General features: G+C 36.6%; 10 protein-coding genes. 6 read left to right on the forward strand and 4 right to left on the reverse strand.

The genetic code is table 11. From position 1 onward, the window contains the following. Nucleotides 1–2: 2 nt before the first annotated feature. A complete protein-coding gene (locus IGJ63_RS02940) occupies nucleotides 3–1,196 on the reverse strand; it encodes a betaine/proline/choline family ABC transporter ATP-binding protein (protein WP_002355745.1) in 1,194 nt (397 codons plus the stop codon). Between the two features lie 626 nt (nucleotides 1,197–1,822). Next, nucleotides 1,823–2,713 (reverse strand): ring-cleaving dioxygenase, encoded by an 891-nt coding sequence (locus IGJ63_RS02945; RefSeq protein WP_002355746.1) that lies wholly within the window; start codon nucleotides 2,711–2,713, stop codon nucleotides 1,823–1,825. Nucleotides 2,714–2,878: 165 nt separating this feature from the next. Here IGJ63_RS02945 and queA point away from each other — a divergent pair, with 165 nt between their 5' ends. Then, nucleotides 2,879–3,910 carry a tRNA preQ1(34) S-adenosylmethionine ribosyltransferase-isomerase QueA gene (gene queA, locus IGJ63_RS02950; protein ID WP_002355747.1) on the forward strand — a complete coding sequence of 344 codons (1,032 nt, stop codon included), beginning with the start codon at nucleotides 2,879–2,881 and terminating at the stop codon, nucleotides 3,908–3,910. Between the two features lie 344 nt (nucleotides 3,911–4,254). Here the strand turns inward: queA and IGJ63_RS02955 are convergent, their stop codons facing one another. Next, the gene (locus IGJ63_RS02955) at nucleotides 4,255–4,560 is read right to left on the reverse strand and encodes a helix-turn-helix transcriptional regulator (RefSeq protein WP_002355748.1); all 306 of its coding nucleotides are present in this window, start codon (nucleotides 4,558–4,560) and stop codon (nucleotides 4,255–4,257) included. Nucleotides 4,561–5,381: 821 nt separating this feature from the next. On the opposite strand from IGJ63_RS02955, the gene IGJ63_RS02960 reads away from it, so the two are divergent. Both IGJ63_RS02960 and IGJ63_RS02965 read left to right on the forward strand, forming a co-directional pair. Then, nucleotides 5,382–8,027 carry a calcium-translocating P-type ATPase, PMCA-type gene (locus tag IGJ63_RS02960; protein ID WP_438745918.1) on the forward strand — a complete coding sequence of 882 codons (2,646 nt, stop codon included), beginning with the start codon at nucleotides 5,382–5,384 and terminating at the stop codon, nucleotides 8,025–8,027. A 333-nt stretch (nucleotides 8,028–8,360) separates the two neighbouring features. Beyond that, nucleotides 8,361–10,367 carry a KUP/HAK/KT family potassium transporter gene (locus IGJ63_RS02965; RefSeq protein WP_002381294.1) on the forward strand — a complete coding sequence of 669 codons (2,007 nt, stop codon included), beginning with the start codon at nucleotides 8,361–8,363 and terminating at the stop codon, nucleotides 10,365–10,367. 69 nt (nucleotides 10,368–10,436) lie between these two features. Here the strand turns inward: IGJ63_RS02965 and IGJ63_RS02970 are convergent, their stop codons facing one another. Next, complete coding sequence (locus IGJ63_RS02970; protein WP_131639275.1) at nucleotides 10,437–11,135, reverse strand: helix-turn-helix domain-containing protein; 699 nt, start codon at nucleotides 11,133–11,135, stop codon at nucleotides 10,437–10,439. Nucleotides 11,136–11,259: 124 nt separating this feature from the next. Between IGJ63_RS02970 and IGJ63_RS02975 the strand changes: the two genes are divergently transcribed. The 3 genes from IGJ63_RS02975 (at nucleotide 11,260) to IGJ63_RS02985 (ending at nucleotide 15,932) form a co-directional block, all read left to right on the forward strand. Next, complete coding sequence (locus IGJ63_RS02975) at nucleotides 11,260–13,404, forward strand: heavy metal translocating P-type ATPase (RefSeq protein ID WP_016618008.1); 2,145 nt, start codon at nucleotides 11,260–11,262, stop codon at nucleotides 13,402–13,404. A gap of 123 nt (nucleotides 13,405–13,527) precedes the next feature. Beyond that, nucleotides 13,528–14,952: a helix-turn-helix domain-containing protein gene (locus IGJ63_RS02980; RefSeq protein WP_284955314.1), complete on the forward strand. Its 1,425-nt coding sequence runs from the start codon at nucleotides 13,528–13,530 to the stop codon at nucleotides 14,950–14,952. A gap of 68 nt (nucleotides 14,953–15,020) precedes the next feature. Beyond that, nucleotides 15,021–15,932: an aldo/keto reductase gene (locus tag IGJ63_RS02985; protein ID WP_002355754.1), complete on the forward strand. Its 912-nt coding sequence runs from the start codon at nucleotides 15,021–15,023 to the stop codon at nucleotides 15,930–15,932. Nucleotides 15,933–16,020 lie beyond the last annotated feature (88 nt).

Consider the following 16,020-nt stretch of genomic DNA (forward strand, 5'->3'; position numbering starts at 1 on the left):
GCTTACGCCTCCTCTTTATCAGTTTCGGACTCGCTTTGTTTTGCTTCTACAGCTTCACTAATCGTTGTTTCATCGCCCCAGATAACATCATAAACAATGTCAACAAGGGAAGCACGTGTTAAGATGCCCACCACTCGTTTTTGTTCATCAACGACTGGCACATATTTTAAGCCGCGTTTTAAGATTCTTTGTAAAGCATCACGTAAAAGAGCGGTTTTTTGAACAAAGAAGACATCTTTATTCAAGATATCACCAACACTAGAAGCTTTGCCCCGTTGCTGATCTAATGTTTCAACATCGATAAAGCCTTTAAGCACATGGGAATTATCAACAACTAATAAGGTATCAACCCGTTTTTCACGCATCAATTTAATCGCTTCTTGTAAAGATTTTTCCGGCGTGATAGTAATAGCTGAATTTAACATGACTTCATCAACAGTGGTGAAATCAGGTTTGGCTTGTAATAAGCGATCTTCTCCGATGAGTTCTTCTACAAATTCATTGGCTGGATGACGTAAGATATTATCTGGTGTGTCAAATTGAATTACTTTGCCTTCGCTCATAATGGCAATTTTATTTGCTAATTTCAACGCTTCATCCATATCATGAGTAACAAAGACAATAGTTTTTCCTAAACGTTCTTGCAAATCTTTCACTAAATCTTGTAATGAATCACGGGTGATAGGATCTAAAGCACCAAAAGGTTCATCCATTAGAATAATATCTTGATTGGCAGCTAAAGCCCGCACAACGCCGATTCTTTGTTGTTGTCCCCCAGAAAGTTCATTGGGATAGCGGTCTAACATTTCTCGTGGTAACTCAACCAAATCAATCATTTTTTCGGCTATCTTATTGCGTTCTTCTACAGGTACTTTTAATAATTTAGGCACTAAAACGATATTTTCACGAATGGTCATGTGAGGCATCAAGCCGATATTTTGAATGACATAGCCAATTTGGCGACGTAGCTCTACAGGATTGATTTTTTGAATATCTTGGCCATCAATTAAAATTTTTCCTTTTGAAGGGTCGGTCATGCGGTTAAGCATCCGCATTGATGTTGTTTTTCCACTACCACTTGTTCCGATGAAGCAGATAAATTCACCTTTATCGAAAGACAAATTAATGTCATCAACGGCGACTTTTCCGCCTTTATAAAATTTTGATACATGCTGAAATTCTATCAACTTACTCACCTCAACTAAATATTTTGAAAATGTATCTTATTACTAGTATGCTATAAAAATGCGATTTCGACAAATGTAATCTATTTTTAATGGGAAAAAGAAGGCGGTAAAATTTTTTTAATTCGTTCTAAAAAAAAGAAAAGATAACTATTGTTTAGTAAAAGTTATCTGAACGAAACAAGATGTTAAAAAGAGTATTCTGAGAAGGAAGAAAAGCCGCTATAACAAAGAAAAGTGTCCTTTGTAGCAAGTTGACGGGAGCTGAGTTTTTCATTAGAATGGAAAGAGAACAAGGGAATAAAATAAAAAAAGGCGCTTCATGATTTAGCGGCAACTAAATCACGAAGCCTTGAATAGTCACCTGTGCAAGTGGACCATCAAGTTGCCCGTTCAATCAATGGAAACCATTGATCACTTTTATTTTACTGAATTTTTGAAAAAATTACCAGTTTTTTTAAGAAGTAAGAAGTGGAAGAACGAAGGATGCTTTTTATGGAATGTGCAATGACGTTCAGAAAAATCTGAAGGTCATTTTTTATTCTCTTGTTCAAACATTCAAACATAGGGGAAGAGAGACGGACGTAATTTTGTCACCGATTATTACGTCCGTCTTCCGTTGTTTTCTAAAGCGTTGGTTACATGTCTTTGTAGAGGTTGGCTTCAATTGCAGTCCGTTTTGGTTCTAAAAAAGGCGGTAAAGCCAATGTTTCCCCTAAATGTTCCAGAGGCTCATCCAATGTAAAACCAGGAGTTAAAGTAGCAAATTCAACCCGATTCCCGCCTGGTTCACGAATGTATAAACTTTTAAAATATCCACGACTTACATACATTTCAATTTCCCAACCTTGTGCTAAAGCGCGCGTGTGTAGTTCTTGTAATGCTTCATCATCAGCCACAGAAAAAGCAATATGATCCATACTGCCACGCCCCATTCGGCTTGTTTTATCCGACGTTGTTTGATGAACAGAAAAGCTTTCCGTCTCACTTAAAATAATCGTATTGCCAACTGCTTGCCAACCAAGAAATGTTTCAAAAAAGGCCAAGGTTTTTTCAGAATCTGGCACATGAAATTCAGTAGAGGCCAAACCGATAATTTGAACCGCTGCTGGAATGTCGTTAGAAACAACGAGTGTTTCTTTTAATGGATTTTCAGGAACTTCTGTCAGGATAATATGCGTATCATCTGGATCACTGAAATGGAGGCTCTTTTCTTTTTTGTTAAATGGAATTTTGTTTTCTGTTAAACGTTGTTCCCAAAAGGAAAGGCTGTTTTGGGGAATTTTTAAGCCAATCGTGGCTAAATAATTTTTTTCTTCATAGCGGTTGCCTAATAAGGGCACGATAAAAAAAGTTACTAAGCTTCCCGGTGTGCCTTGATAATCGCCATAAAAATAATGAGGCATGCGATTGTTGTCTTGATTTACGGTATTTTTGACAAAACGTAAGCCTAACAATTTTGTATAGAATGATTGGTTTTCTTGACCATGACGCGCTAATAGTGAAACATGATGAAATTGAGCATGCATTTTGAGTTCCTCCTCTAAATAACTATGTATACTTACTTAAAGTAAGTATAGTGCTTCTGACATTTTTTGACAACTATTTAGTTTGATTCAGAAGGCTGACATAGCCAGAAACAAGAAAAAGTGTTAGAATAACCAAGATAAAAACTAGTAGAAAGAGTGACGGAAATGCTAAGTACAGAAGATTTTGATTTTGATTTACCAGAAGAATTAATTGCTCAAACCCCACTAAAAGATCGCGCTAGTTCACGATTATTAGTTGTAAATAAAGAAACAGGGGACATGGAGGATAAACATTTCCATGATATTCTTGATGAATTACAGCCTGGGGATGCATTAGTCATGAATAATACACGGGTACTGCCGGCCCGTTTATATGGAGAAAAACCTGAAACAGGCGGTCATTTGGAAGTTTTACTTTTAACAAATACAGAAGGCGATACATGGGAAACCTTGATTAAACCCGCGAAACGTGCAAAAGTCGGCACGGAAATTCAATTTGGCGATGGTCGCCTAAAAGCGGTGGTTAAAGAAGAGTTGGAACATGGTGGTCGAATCATTGAATTTAAATATGATGGTATTTTCTTAGAAATTTTAGAATCGTTAGGAGAAATGCCATTGCCGCCATATATCAAAGAACGTCTAGATGACCCAGATCGTTATCAAACGGTTTATGCTGAAGAAAATGGTTCAGCTGCAGCACCAACAGCGGGTTTGCATTTTACAAAAGAACTATTAGAAGAGATCAAAGCAAAAGGTGTTCATCTCGTTTATTTAACTTTACATGTCGGTTTAGGAACATTCCGTCCCGTGAGCGTTGATAATATAGAAGAACATCATATGCATAGCGAATTCTATCGTTTAACTGAAGAAGCGGCTAAGCAATTAAATGAAGTACGCCAAGCAGGCGGTCGGATTGTTGCGGTTGGAACAACTTCTATTCGTACGTTGGAAACAATTGGCACAAAATTTAATGGTGAAATTCAGGCTGACAGTGGCTGGACCGATATTTTTATCACACCAGGGTATCAATTTAAAGTCGTAGAGGCTTTTTCAACGAACTTCCATTTACCAAAATCTACGTTAGTGATGCTTGTGAGTGCCTTTGCAGGAAAAGACTTAACATTGGCTGCTTACCAACATGCTATTGAGGAAAAATATCGTTTCTTTAGTTTTGGCGATGCAATGTTTATTAAATAAACGACACTTTGTGAGCAGAATACTTGGGATTGAAACAAAAATATATTATGATAAACACGTGATTTTTGGAATCACAGTAAAGGTGTGCTTTATTTTTTCTTCCCCTGTAAATAATAAAGTTAGAAACCAAAACGCTACTAGGACAAAAGTGCTTAGTAGACAATCTTAGAATAAAAAGAACGGCGCAACCACGGTTGCGCCGTTCTTTTTTTATGTAAGAAAAGATTAATTATTGAAACAACAATACGAAGAAGTGCTTTCTTCGTATTGCCGGTACTAAGTTGTACCTCGGCAACTCCAAGTACAATCAGAAAAATTGTCTTGTTAAGTACAGCTTATACTGTTTAGGCTTCTTGTTCTACATCGTCATTCAGTGTTTCTTTGAAGGTGAACACATCATCAATGGTTACGCCAAAGACGTTCGCGATGTCATGCGCAAGAAGTAATGAAGGATTGTACTTGTTTCGTTCCAGTTGAATAATTGTTTGTCGAGAGACACCGACTCGATTGGCCAAATCTTGCTGGGTCATACGAGCCATAGCACGATAAACATGAATTGAACTTTCAAACGAAGATTTTTTCTTTTTTCGCATAGCATTCCCTCCTTTAAAAGAAGATAAAATAGAATGTGCACCTTGAATATAACACATATGATTATTTGATACAAATATATTTTATTGTCTAAAAGAAAAAACCGAGCTTAAATTTAAGCTCGGCCTTGTTAACGGGAAGACATCAATTGGTTGAATAAGTGTTTACATTTCGCGATACATGTAAAGCAAAAGGTGAACGTGATGTGGTGAAACTAAAACCTTGTTTTCATACAGTTTCGACGCTTGGATGGTGGATAACTTGCGTTAGGTGATAACAGATAGGGTAAATGCTTTATAGAAACTCCATCCTTCTATAACCTTTCCCTATTTTCCGATACGAGTTATCACTAACAATTACTCTACACGTATTGTTTACAGGTGAATCTTGCAATTCTAACAACTTTGAGTTTACCGATTTTTATCTACTGAGAAAATCTTCAACCAATTGATTTGCATGTCCTCCTTACACTTAAAGAATAGCACTTTTTGGAAGCGTTTGCAAGTTATAACACTTATTAATAAGATTAAATATAATATTTTTCTGGTTATTTTATAACATGTAAAATAAATAATTGTGCGAACTAAATAACATTGTATTTTTTGTTGTTTTTGTGTTGAATATATAGAAATAAACTATTTTTTATCAGACAAAATGAAAAAAATGTCCATTGCTTTTTGGCTGAATTCGTTTCTTTTTTCATAAAATTCCCATAATCAAATAGAAACATTGCTGTAGCAACAACGAAAATACCAGTTTTTTCTGGACATATGAGAGAACGCTAAGCCAAAGATGAAAAAAGTTGCGTGTTCAAAAAAAATCATGTTATATTTAATAGAGACACTATTATATAGGAAGAAAAAATTAGAGGGGGAATAGGATGGAAGCTTACAAGCAAACTGTCGATACTGTCACAAAAGAAGTTGCAGTCAATACTGAAACTGGTTTAACACAACAAGAGGCCCAACAACGGCTGAAAGAAAATGGCCGCAATCAATTTGAAGAGGCTAAGAAGGATTCTGTGTTAAAGAAATTTATTCACAGTTTATCTGATTTTACAACGATTATTTTATTAGTTGCTGCGGCAATTTCGTTTTATACAGCAATCGTAACAGAACATGGCGAATATTTTGAAGGAATCTTAATTATTGCAATTGTGATTATCAATGCTGTTTTAGCCATTGTTCAAGAAGGAAATGCTGAAAAATCTCTGGCGGCTTTACAAGACATGAACAAGCAAAGTAGTGCAGTCTTACGAGATGGCAAGGTAATCGAAGTCGATGCTGAAGAACTAGTAGTAGGAGATGTTCTAGTTCTTGAAGCTGGTTCAATGATTACAGCCGATGCACGACTTATTCAAGCTTCTCAAATGCGCGTAGAAGAGTCAGCACTAACAGGTGAAAGTGAACCTGTTGAAAAAGATCCTACATACGTGGGGCATGACGATGATGGCTTAGGAGATCAAATAAATATGATTTTCAAAGGCAGTACCGTTGTGAATGGCCGCGGACGAGCAGTAGTAACTGCAACAGGAATGAATACAGAAATGGGTAAAATTGCTGGGTTACTGAATAACAGCGATCAGCAAAAAACACCATTACAAAAACGCTTGAATCAATTAGGCAAACGTATTAGTTTGTTAGCCTTAGGGGCTGCAGCAATTGTTTTCATTATTGGTGAACTGCAAGGAGAACCGCTTCTTGAAATGTTTATGACAGCCGTTTCCTTAGCGGTGGCAGCTGTACCAGAAACACTAACCGTGATTGTAACGTTAACCTTAGCATATGGTGTTCAAAAAATGGCTAAGAAACATGCGATTATTCGTCGATTGCCAGCAGTAGAAACGCTAGGAACTGCGAATGTTATCTGTTCTGATAAGACAGGAACACTGACACAAAATAAAATGCGCGTCCGCCGAGTATGGCATCGTGGTGATGAAGTAACGGACACGGAAGATGCCATGACCGATGAAGCCATGGAAGTACTGAAAATGGCTGCTTTATGTACAGATGTCATTGTGGAAAAAGAAGGCGATGAACTAACTGTTACAGGGAATCCGACAGAAGCGGCAATTGTTCGTGCTGTCGAAGAAAATTATCATACGAAAGAAGAACTTGAAGAAAAATATCCTCGTATTGGTGAAATTCCCTTTGATTCAGAACGAAAAATGATGACTACGGTCCATCAATGGGGGAAAAAGTACATCTCAATTACTAAAGGAGCCTTTGATGTGTTACTACCACGTTTTGGTTTCGGAGATGTCGATCAAGCGGCTATTGTTAATGATCGTTTCGGAAAACGAGCGTTACGAGTTATTGCTGTCGGTTATGCCGTATATGATGAACCACCCAAGGAAATTACATCAGAGGCTTTAGAAAAAAATCTTCGCTTGTTAGGCTTAATTGGCATGATTGATCCACCACGTCCAGAAAGTAAGGGCGCCATTGCTCGTGCGAAAAAAGCTGGAATTAAAACAGTGATGATTACTGGTGATCACGTGGTAACAGCCAGTGCAATTGCTAAAGAATTAGGAATTTTAAAAGATAAAAGTGAAGCCTTATCTGGTTCAGAACTGAAAAAAATGAGTGATGAAGAATTAGATAAACGGGTTAAAGATTTATCCGTTTATGCACGTGTAACCCCTGAAGATAAAATTCGAATTGTTCAATCATGGCAACGTTCTGGCGCTGTTGTAGCAATGACCGGAGATGGAGTGAATGATGCGCCAGCCTTGAAAGCTAGTGATGTCGGTTGCGCAATGGGGATTACTGGAACAGATGTGGCCCAAGGCGCTTCAGATATGATTTTGACGGACGATAACTTTGCAACTATTGTTGATGCAGTGGCGCAAGGACGTGCCGTGTACCGAAATATTCGTAAAGCCATTAACTTCTTATTAAGCTGTAATATTTCTGAGATTTTTATTGTTTTAATTGCCATGTTACTTGGTTGGGGTGCGCCATTTACTGCAGTTCAACTGTTGTTTGTTAACGTGGTCGCAGATGGGTTACCTGGTTTTGCATTAGGGAAAGAACCAGCGGAAAAAGGAATTATGGATGAGGCACCAATCCCTAAAAACGAAGGGATTTTTGCACGAGGCTTATGGCAAAAGATTGGGATTAATGCAGCAGTGTTCACAGTCATTACTTTGTTTGGTTTTTACCTAGGTGCCTTTGTACCAGGTGTTTCAGCCTATGTTTCAAACAGCTATGAAGTTGGACAAACAGTGGCATTTTTAATCTTAGCTTATTCCTCTATCTTACATGTCTTTAATGTTCGTAGTGCGAACTCTGTTTTCCGTGTAAAATTATCAAGCAACAAGTCCCTCTTTGAAATGGTCGTTTTAGCATTACTAATTACCACAACCATTGCTTTATTACCATTCACACAAGAACTATTTGGATTAGTGCATATTAGTTTAAATCATTGGATGTTAGCAATTTTCCTATCTTTTGTGCCAATTTTCGTCAATGAAATGATTAAGTTCCATTTCTCTGAAGTCGAAGAGGAAGAAGAAGTGATTTAAATTTAACAGGAATAAAAGGAGCTACTTTTGTTCAGGGAATTATCTTAATAGTTAGCAAGTGGGGCAGCAGTCGTTTCGACTGCTGCCCCACTTATTTTTGATTTTCCTTTTTTCAAAATAGGTGGGTTTCTTATCTAAGATGAACATTCTCTAATAAAAAGACTTGCTAAACGATTTAAAACGTATTATAGTGAGTAGCATCGTTAGTCAAAAAGCGCTTTTTGACTAATGAAAAAGATATATAAAACGTTATATAATAAAGAGTTTTAAAAGTTTTTATGGAGCTGTTGGTTAAACTAAACGAAGTCATTTCTTTTGTAGGAGGAAAGTATTGTGTTACACAAAGCAGAGGGGTTTGATCGTCGGAAATTTACGATGGCAGGGATCTTAGTTGCCATGGGCGTTGTCTATGGAGATATTGGAACGAGCCCTTTATATGTAATGAAAGCCATTGTAGGAGATAATGGTGGCTTGGCACGGGTTTCTGAATCGTTTATTTTAGGTTCGGTCTCATTAATTTTTTGGACATTGACTATCTTAACCACGATTAAATATGTTGTTATTGCTTTAAATGCTGATAACCATGGAGAAGGTGGGATTTTCTCTCTTTATACATTGGTTCGAAAAAAAAGTAAGTATTTGATTATTCCCGCAATGATTGGCGGCGCCGCTTTACTGGCTGATGGCGTTTTGACCCCAGCTGTGACAGTGACGACAGCGATTGAAGGCTTACGGGGAATTCCGGCATTTTTTGAACGTTTTGGCAATGACCAAACGATTATAGTGGTTATTACGTTGACGATTATTTTAATTCTTTTTTCTGTTCAACGATTTGGAACAGAATTGGTCGGGAAAGCTTTTGGGCCGATTATGTTCTTGTGGTTTACTTTTTTAGGCATCATTGGTTTAATGAATTTTAGCCAAGATTGGACGGTTATTCGTGCATTAAATCCATATTATGCTTTGCAATTACTAGTCAGTCCAGAAAATAAATTAGGTCTATTTATTTTAGGGAATATTTTCTTGGCTACAACTGGTGCTGAAGCTTTATATTCTGATTTAGGGCATGTAGGAAAAATGAATATCCGCATTAGCTGGCCGTATATTAAGATTTGTTTGATTCTTAATTATTTAGGGCAAGCTGCGTGGTTGTTAACGGTCAAAGAAAACCCTGAAATGCAGGCATTAGCTGAAATTAACCCATTTTTCCAAATGATTCCACGAGGTATTCTCGTATTTGGCGTTGTTTTTGCAACAATCGCCGCAGTGATTGCTTCGCAAGCGTTAATATCAGGTTCGTATACTTTAGTTTCTGAAGCGATTAAATTGAAGTTATTACCAAGACTTAAAATTATTTATCCTGGGAGCAATATCGGTCAAATGTATATTCCAGCAGTAAATTTAATTTTGTGGTTAGCTTGTTCAGCAATCGTGCTGGCTTTTAGAACATCGACACACATGGAAGCTGCGTATGGTCTATCGATTACGATTACGATGTTAATGACAACCATTTTATTGTTGTTTTATCTTTTGGATAAAATTCCAGCTTGGTCTGCGTATCTAATTTCCTTGTTCTTTGCTGCCATTGAAGTTGTCTTTTTCTTTTCAAGTGCTGCGAAGTTTTTCCATGGTGGATATGTTGCTGTGGGAATGGCAGTCTTCTTGTTATGCATCATGATTATTTGGGAACGCGGCAACGAGATTAAAGAAGCAACGGCGGAACAAGTGTCGTTGGAAAAATATGTACCACAACTTAAAGCTTTGAAAGAAGATACATCTGTACCTATGTATCAAACCAACGTGGTCTTTTTAACCTCTGATCGAGTGGACGGCGAAATTAATCGTAATATTATTTATTCGATTTTAGACAAACAACCAAAACGAGCGAATGTTTATTGGTTTGTTAATGTTCAGGTAACAGATGAACCCTTTACTCAAGAGTATTCTGTTGACATGCTAGGAACTGATTTTATTGTGCAAGTTCAGCTATATTTAGGCTTCCATATTTCTCAAGAAGTGAATGTATATTTAAGACAAATTGTTCATGACTTGATGAAAACAGGGCGCTTGCCAAAACAGCCACAACGTTATTCATTAACGCCAGGGAGAGAAGTTGGCGATTTCCAATTTGTATTAATTCAAGAAGAATTATCTAACGTTTCTGAACTGAAAAAATGGGATCGACAAATTATGCAGGCAAAATTAGCTATCAAAAACTTAACTACCTCTCCTGAAAGTTGGTTTGGCTTGGAATACAGTGAAGTCAAATATGAATCCGTTCCTTTAATCATTGGCCCACAACGGAAAACGCACTTAGTCGAACGAAAGAATCGTTCATAAATAGAAGAAATTTAACTAAAAGATTGAGCCTAAGTCCTTGAGATACATGGCTCAATCTTTTTTGTAGAATCAGAGTAAATACTGTAATTCCACAAAGAATTCATTTAAAAGCGTTTGGTCTTTAAAGGAATTCATCCGCTTAAAGATGGCCAGTAAGACTTCTTTTTGTGGTTCAGTTAATTGATCTACTTTTAACAAAGGAAGAAAAGCGATAATCAGAGAATAATCCAATTCTGGATTTTGAGAATGTGTAAATAATTCATGGAGTTCTGACAAAATAAACGGTTGATAATAAGATTGGTCAGACTGTTCTTCTGCAGTTGTTGGTTCATAAATAGAAATACTCTCTTGGGAATGAGAGGGGGCTTCTACTGTTAACGGAAAAGCATAAAAGGACTGCTGTAACTTTTGCGCTTGAATCATAATTTTTAAGGAATCGTGATAGGATAGCTGTTCTTCAGATAAACGTCCCATCAACTGAGTAAAAAAAGGTGGTTTTAGCAGTTGTTTATTTTGAAAATTTTCTTTTAATAGCTGGCGCACAAATCGATCGAAATCACCATAAAGTAGCCAATCTACTGTTGTATCGCAGGCTTTAGCGATTTTTTTTAAGTATCGTTTATTGGGTAAATTCAAACCTAGTTCCCAGTTACTAATTGTACTTCCACTAGATAAACCAATTTTATTGGCTAAATAACGTAAAGTGTACTTCTTCTTTTTTCGAGCGTCACGCATGCGTGCCCCGACTTGCTTTGTAGTAATTTTCATTGAAACACTCCTTTTGTAATAAATATGAGGATAAGGTGTTCTTAAAATATACATACGCAAAATTCGGCTCTTTTTTTTCTAAACTAAAAAAAGTAATTATTTCTAACAATTTTCATCTTGTGCTATGCTTAAGATGAAAATACTTAAGAAGAGAAGGGATCATATGTCAGCAAAACATAATCATGAACAACATCAGGAAAAACAGCCAACAGTGTCCCACGATAAAATGAATCACATGAATCATGACATGGCGCATGAACAAATGGCTATGTCACACCAACATGAAGGAATGAAGGGAATGGACCATTCAATGCACATGGGGAATTTTAAACAAAAATTCTGGCTGTCATTGATTTTAGCTATTCCGATTATTGTTCTTTCACCAATGATGGGTTTTCAATTACCTTTTCAATTTACTTTTCCAGGTTCTGATTGGTTGGTCTTAATTTTAGCAACTGTGCTATTTTTTTATGGTGGACAACCATTTTTAAGTGGCGCTAAAATGGAATTACAGCAAAAGAGTCCAGCAATGATGACGTTAATTGCGATGGGGATTTCGGTATCATATTTTTACAGCTTATATGCGTTTTACATGAATCATTTTACGAATCAGGCCCACGTGATGGACTTTTTCTGGGAATTAGCCACTCTGATTGTTATTATGCTTTTAGGCCATTGGATTGAAATGAATGCTATTTCTAATGCTGGTGATGCCTTGAAAAAAATGGCTGAACTGTTGCCTGACACAGTCAAGCGAATGACTGAACATGGGGAAGAAGAAATTCCTTTGCAAGATGTCCAAGAAGGCGATCGCTTGATTGTTCGTTCGGGAGATAAAATTCCGACAGATGGTAAAATTTTGAAAGGAAGCACAACAGTCGACGAATCGATGGTTACAGGGGAATCAAAAACAGTAGAAAAAAACATTGGCGACTCCGTGATTGGTGGAGCTGTCAATGGCAACGGAATGATTGAAATTTCAGTAACTGGCACGGGTGAAAATAGTTACCTGTCAAAAGTTATGGAGATGGTTAAACAAGCGCAATCGGAAAAATCAAAACTAGAATCCATTTCAGACCGTGTAGCCAAGTGGTTATTCTATATTGCCTTATTCGTAGGTGTGTTAGCATTTATCGGTTGGTTACTCGTAACGAAAGATTTGTCTCTAGCATTTGAACGAATGGTTACAGTTTTTATTATTGCCTGTCCCCATGCGTTAGGCTTAGCAATTCCTTTAGTGATTGCTAGAAGTACCTCCATTGCTGCTAAAAATGGCTTACTTTTAAAAAATCGGAATGCATTAGAACAAGCCAATAAGGTTGAATATGTGTTGCTGGATAAAACTGGTACTTTAACAGAAGGACAATTTACAGTTACTGGCTTAGAATTAATGAGTAAGCAGTTTACTAGAGAAGAAGCACTTAAATATATTGGGGCATTGGAAAAAAATGCAAATCATCCGTTGGCAATTGGGATCATGAACTATTTAAATAAACAAGCCGTTCAACCTTATGAAGCCCATAATCTGCAAGCTTTATCAGGCGTAGGACTGGTTGCTACTGTTCAAAACCAAGAAGTCAAAATAGTCAATGAAAAAGAAGTTGCACGGTTACAGTTAACCTTCGATGAAACAATTAAAACAAACTATCAAGAGCAAGGAAATACCTTGAGCTATTTAATCATCGCTGGTCAATTAGTCGCACTGCTTGCTTTAGGAGATAAAGTCAAACCAGAAGCTAAAACATTTATTGCAGAGTTACAAGCGCAAGGAATTACGCCAGTCATGTTAACAGGGGATAATCAAACAGCCGCCAGTGCAGTTGCTAATTATTTAGGAATGAAGGAATACTACGCAGAGCTCTTACCAGAAGATAAAGAAAAAATTGTGCAACAATATCTTACTGAGGGACATCAGGTCATGATGGTAGGAGACGGTATTAACGATGCACCAAGTTTAGCCCGTGCTTCAATCGGTATTGCGATAGGCGCTGGTACAGATGTAGCAATTGATTCGGCAGATGTTGTACTGACGGATAGTGATCCTAAAGATATTTTAAGGTTCTTAGATTTAGCCAAACAAACACGACGTAAAATGATCCAAAATCTTTGGTGGGGAGCTGGGTACAATATTGTCGCCATTCCTTTAGCGGCTGGGGTTCTTGCACCAATTGGGATTGTTTTAAATCCAGCTGTAGGTGCTGTCTTGATGTCATTAAGTACAATTATTGTAGCAGCAAATGCTATGACACTGCATATTTCAAAAAAATAATTCGATATAATTGTAGAGAGCGGAAAGTAATCAATACTTTTTGTTCTCTATTTTTTTCTTCTTAAAAAAAATTTTGCCTTATTTGACGTATTCTTATAACAAGGGAGTGAAAGGGGACGATATATGGATTTCAAGGAATTATTGTCTTTTGAACATAAAAATATGTTGGAATTGTTGGATTTACTGCAACAAGAGCAGACATTTTCTGTTTTGATGGCTGCAGAAAAACTAAAGGTGAGCGACAAAACCATCCATTGTTACATTCAACGTTTTGAAAAAAAGCAGGAAACGTTTAAGATAGAAGGGCTTTGTAAGATTTATACAACGACCAAAGGAATTGTAAAATATCGTGAATTATGCGTTTGTGGCTTGGCTCGGTTTAGACAAAAATTTTGTTATTTTATTCCCGAATTTTATATTTTACGTTGTCTAATTGAAGAGCGAATCAATTATGCGCAATTGACCCAGGTATTGGGATTACAGGAATCAACTCTTCGGAAGAAACTTTCTAATATTCGACGTTGGCTAGTTAATTTTGATATTATTGTACGTCAAAAACATTACGATTTAACTGGCAATGAATGGCAAATTCGACAGTTAATCCTTTGTTTTTATTTGTTTTTTCAAGAAAGCTGTCTAGAAGAAAACAGAGAAATGACTCGGAAAATCATTACCTTTTTTGAGTTGGATTTAAATGTAGCACAACAGAATCATCTTAGTTGGCTAATTTATATTTGGGAGAAACGATATAGAGGCGGGCATGAAATTTCAGTGCCAAATGCTAATTTATTTCAACAAACAAGTGCTTTTTTTTATTTATTTCGTGTGGAAGTGTTGAGCACTTCTTTTATGTCTCTTAAAGAACAAAAAGCGTTATTTGTGATTCTTGAAGCACATTTTGGTGGTTGTTTTGGCAAGAGAGCGCGAAAGTATTTTATTCATGAGCAAATGAAAATAGAAAGTTTATGCTTAAAAACAGCTATTTTTATTATGAAAGAAATTAGGAGAAATTTTACACAACATCATTTTAATTATCAAGAAATTCATTTATGTCGATTTTTAAGTACGCATATGAATAGTTTATTAGACGGACAAGCATGGTTGCCAGCTCATAAACAGGAACAAACACTCGCTGTACGTTATCATCAAACTTGGCACAGATTACAGAAACTAATTAGGCTTTTAAAACGCCTGTATCCAGTCTTTACTTCAGTAAAAGAAAGGGAATTGACGAGTTGCTATTTTTATCACATCCTAGATTTATTTGACCCGATTTTATATGAAAAAAAATATATTATTTGCCTATTGACGGACTTTCCTCCAGAAAAGGAACAAGCGTTGGGGCAATCTATAAAAAGCTATTTCAGTGAAAAAAAGAATATTACAATTATTCATGGAAAACCAGCGTATCAACTTCACCAAGCACACCTCTTAATTGTCAATCATTTGTTTCAGATGAACGTAGCGCTTTCTTCTGAGACAGTTGTTTATTTGCCAGAGGAATTATCTCCTGCTTTTTTTGAAAAAGTCGAAGCGAATCTATCGTAAGAAGTCCAATTTTGTCTAAATAGTGTTAAAATGAAGAAGTAAGAGGAATGGATGAGGAGGATATTAAAATGAAACAACTGCAATTTGGTACAAGTGACGAAACAGTTTCTTCGGTTATCTTAGGATGTATGCGCTTAAATGGTGCTGAAAATCCTCAACAGGTAATTGAAACTGCTTATGATCATGGCATTACATTTTTTGATCACGCCGACATTTATGGTGGCGGCGACTGCGAAACCATTTTTGGTAAGGCCTTAAAAGAAAGTACCATTCGTCGTGAAGATATTTTTATACAAACGAAATGTGGGATTCGTCAGGGCTTTTTTGACTTTTCAAAAGCACATATTTTAGAAGCGGTCGAAGGGAGTTTACAGCGTTTAGGTGTAGATTCAGTCGATGCATTATTGTTGCATCGTCCAGATACTTTAGTGGAACCAGAAGAAGTAGCTGAAGCTTTTCATTTATTAGAAAAACAAGGGAAAGTTCGCTATTTTGGTGTAAGTAACCAAACGCCAGGACAAATTGAACTTTTAAAAACAGCTGTTAAACAACCGTTATTAGCCAATCAATTACAATTTGGCATCAAGCATACTGGCATGGTGGATCAAGGCTTACAAACAAATATGGAAATATCAGGAAGCATTGATTATGATCATGGTATTTTAGATTATTCACGTTTGAAACAAATGACTATTCAAGCATGGTCACCGTACCAATATGGTTATTTTGAAGGTGTCTTTATTGGAAATGAAAAATTCCCTGAGTTAAATCAAAAATTAAGCGAATTGGCTGAAAAATATCAAACAACGCCAACTGGCTTAGCCAGCAGCTGGATTCTGCGCCACCCTGCTAATATGCAAGTCATCGCAGGAAGTATGAATCTTGGTAGAATTGAAGAAATTGCTAAAGCAGCAGACATTGTGATTAGTCGCGAAGATTGGTACGATATTTATCGTGCAGCGGGAAATGTTTTGCCGTAAAAAGATTCTCATACTTGTGAAGATTCAACGTGTATTGCTGATTGATTTTGGTATTTGATATAGTTGTCACTAAGGAACTATGTCAAAT

Source organism: Enterococcus sp. DIV1375a (assembly GCF_051712205.1).
Taxonomy (GTDB): domain Bacteria; phylum Bacillota; class Bacilli; order Lactobacillales; family Enterococcaceae; genus Enterococcus; species Enterococcus faecalis.

What these genes read in the sequence shown, in the direction of transcription:
- IGJ63_RS02945 (WP_002355746.1), bottom strand. Translation starts at nt 2,713, where the DNA reads ATGCATGCTCAATTTCATCATGTTTCACTATTAGCGCGTCATGGTCAA.
- IGJ63_RS02970 (WP_131639275.1), bottom strand. Translation starts at nt 11,135, where the DNA reads ATGAAAATTACTACAAAGCAAGTCGGGGCACGCATGCGTGACGCTCGA.
- IGJ63_RS02975 (WP_016618008.1), top strand. Translation starts at nt 11,260, where the DNA reads ATGCTTAAGATGAAAATACTTAAGAAGAGAAGGGATCATATGTCAGCA.
- IGJ63_RS02960 (WP_438745918.1), top strand. Translation starts at nt 5,382, where the DNA reads ATGGAAGCTTACAAGCAAACTGTCGATACTGTCACAAAAGAAGTTGCA.
- IGJ63_RS02955 (WP_002355748.1), bottom strand. Translation starts at nt 4,560, where the DNA reads ATGTGTTATATTCAAGGTGCACATTCTATTTTATCTTCTTTTAAAGGA.
- queA (WP_002355747.1), top strand. Translation starts at nt 2,879, where the DNA reads ATGCTAAGTACAGAAGATTTTGATTTTGATTTACCAGAAGAATTAATT.
- IGJ63_RS02985 (WP_002355754.1), top strand. Translation starts at nt 15,021, where the DNA reads ATGAAACAACTGCAATTTGGTACAAGTGACGAAACAGTTTCTTCGGTT.
- IGJ63_RS02980 (WP_284955314.1), top strand. Translation starts at nt 13,528, where the DNA reads ATGGATTTCAAGGAATTATTGTCTTTTGAACATAAAAATATGTTGGAA.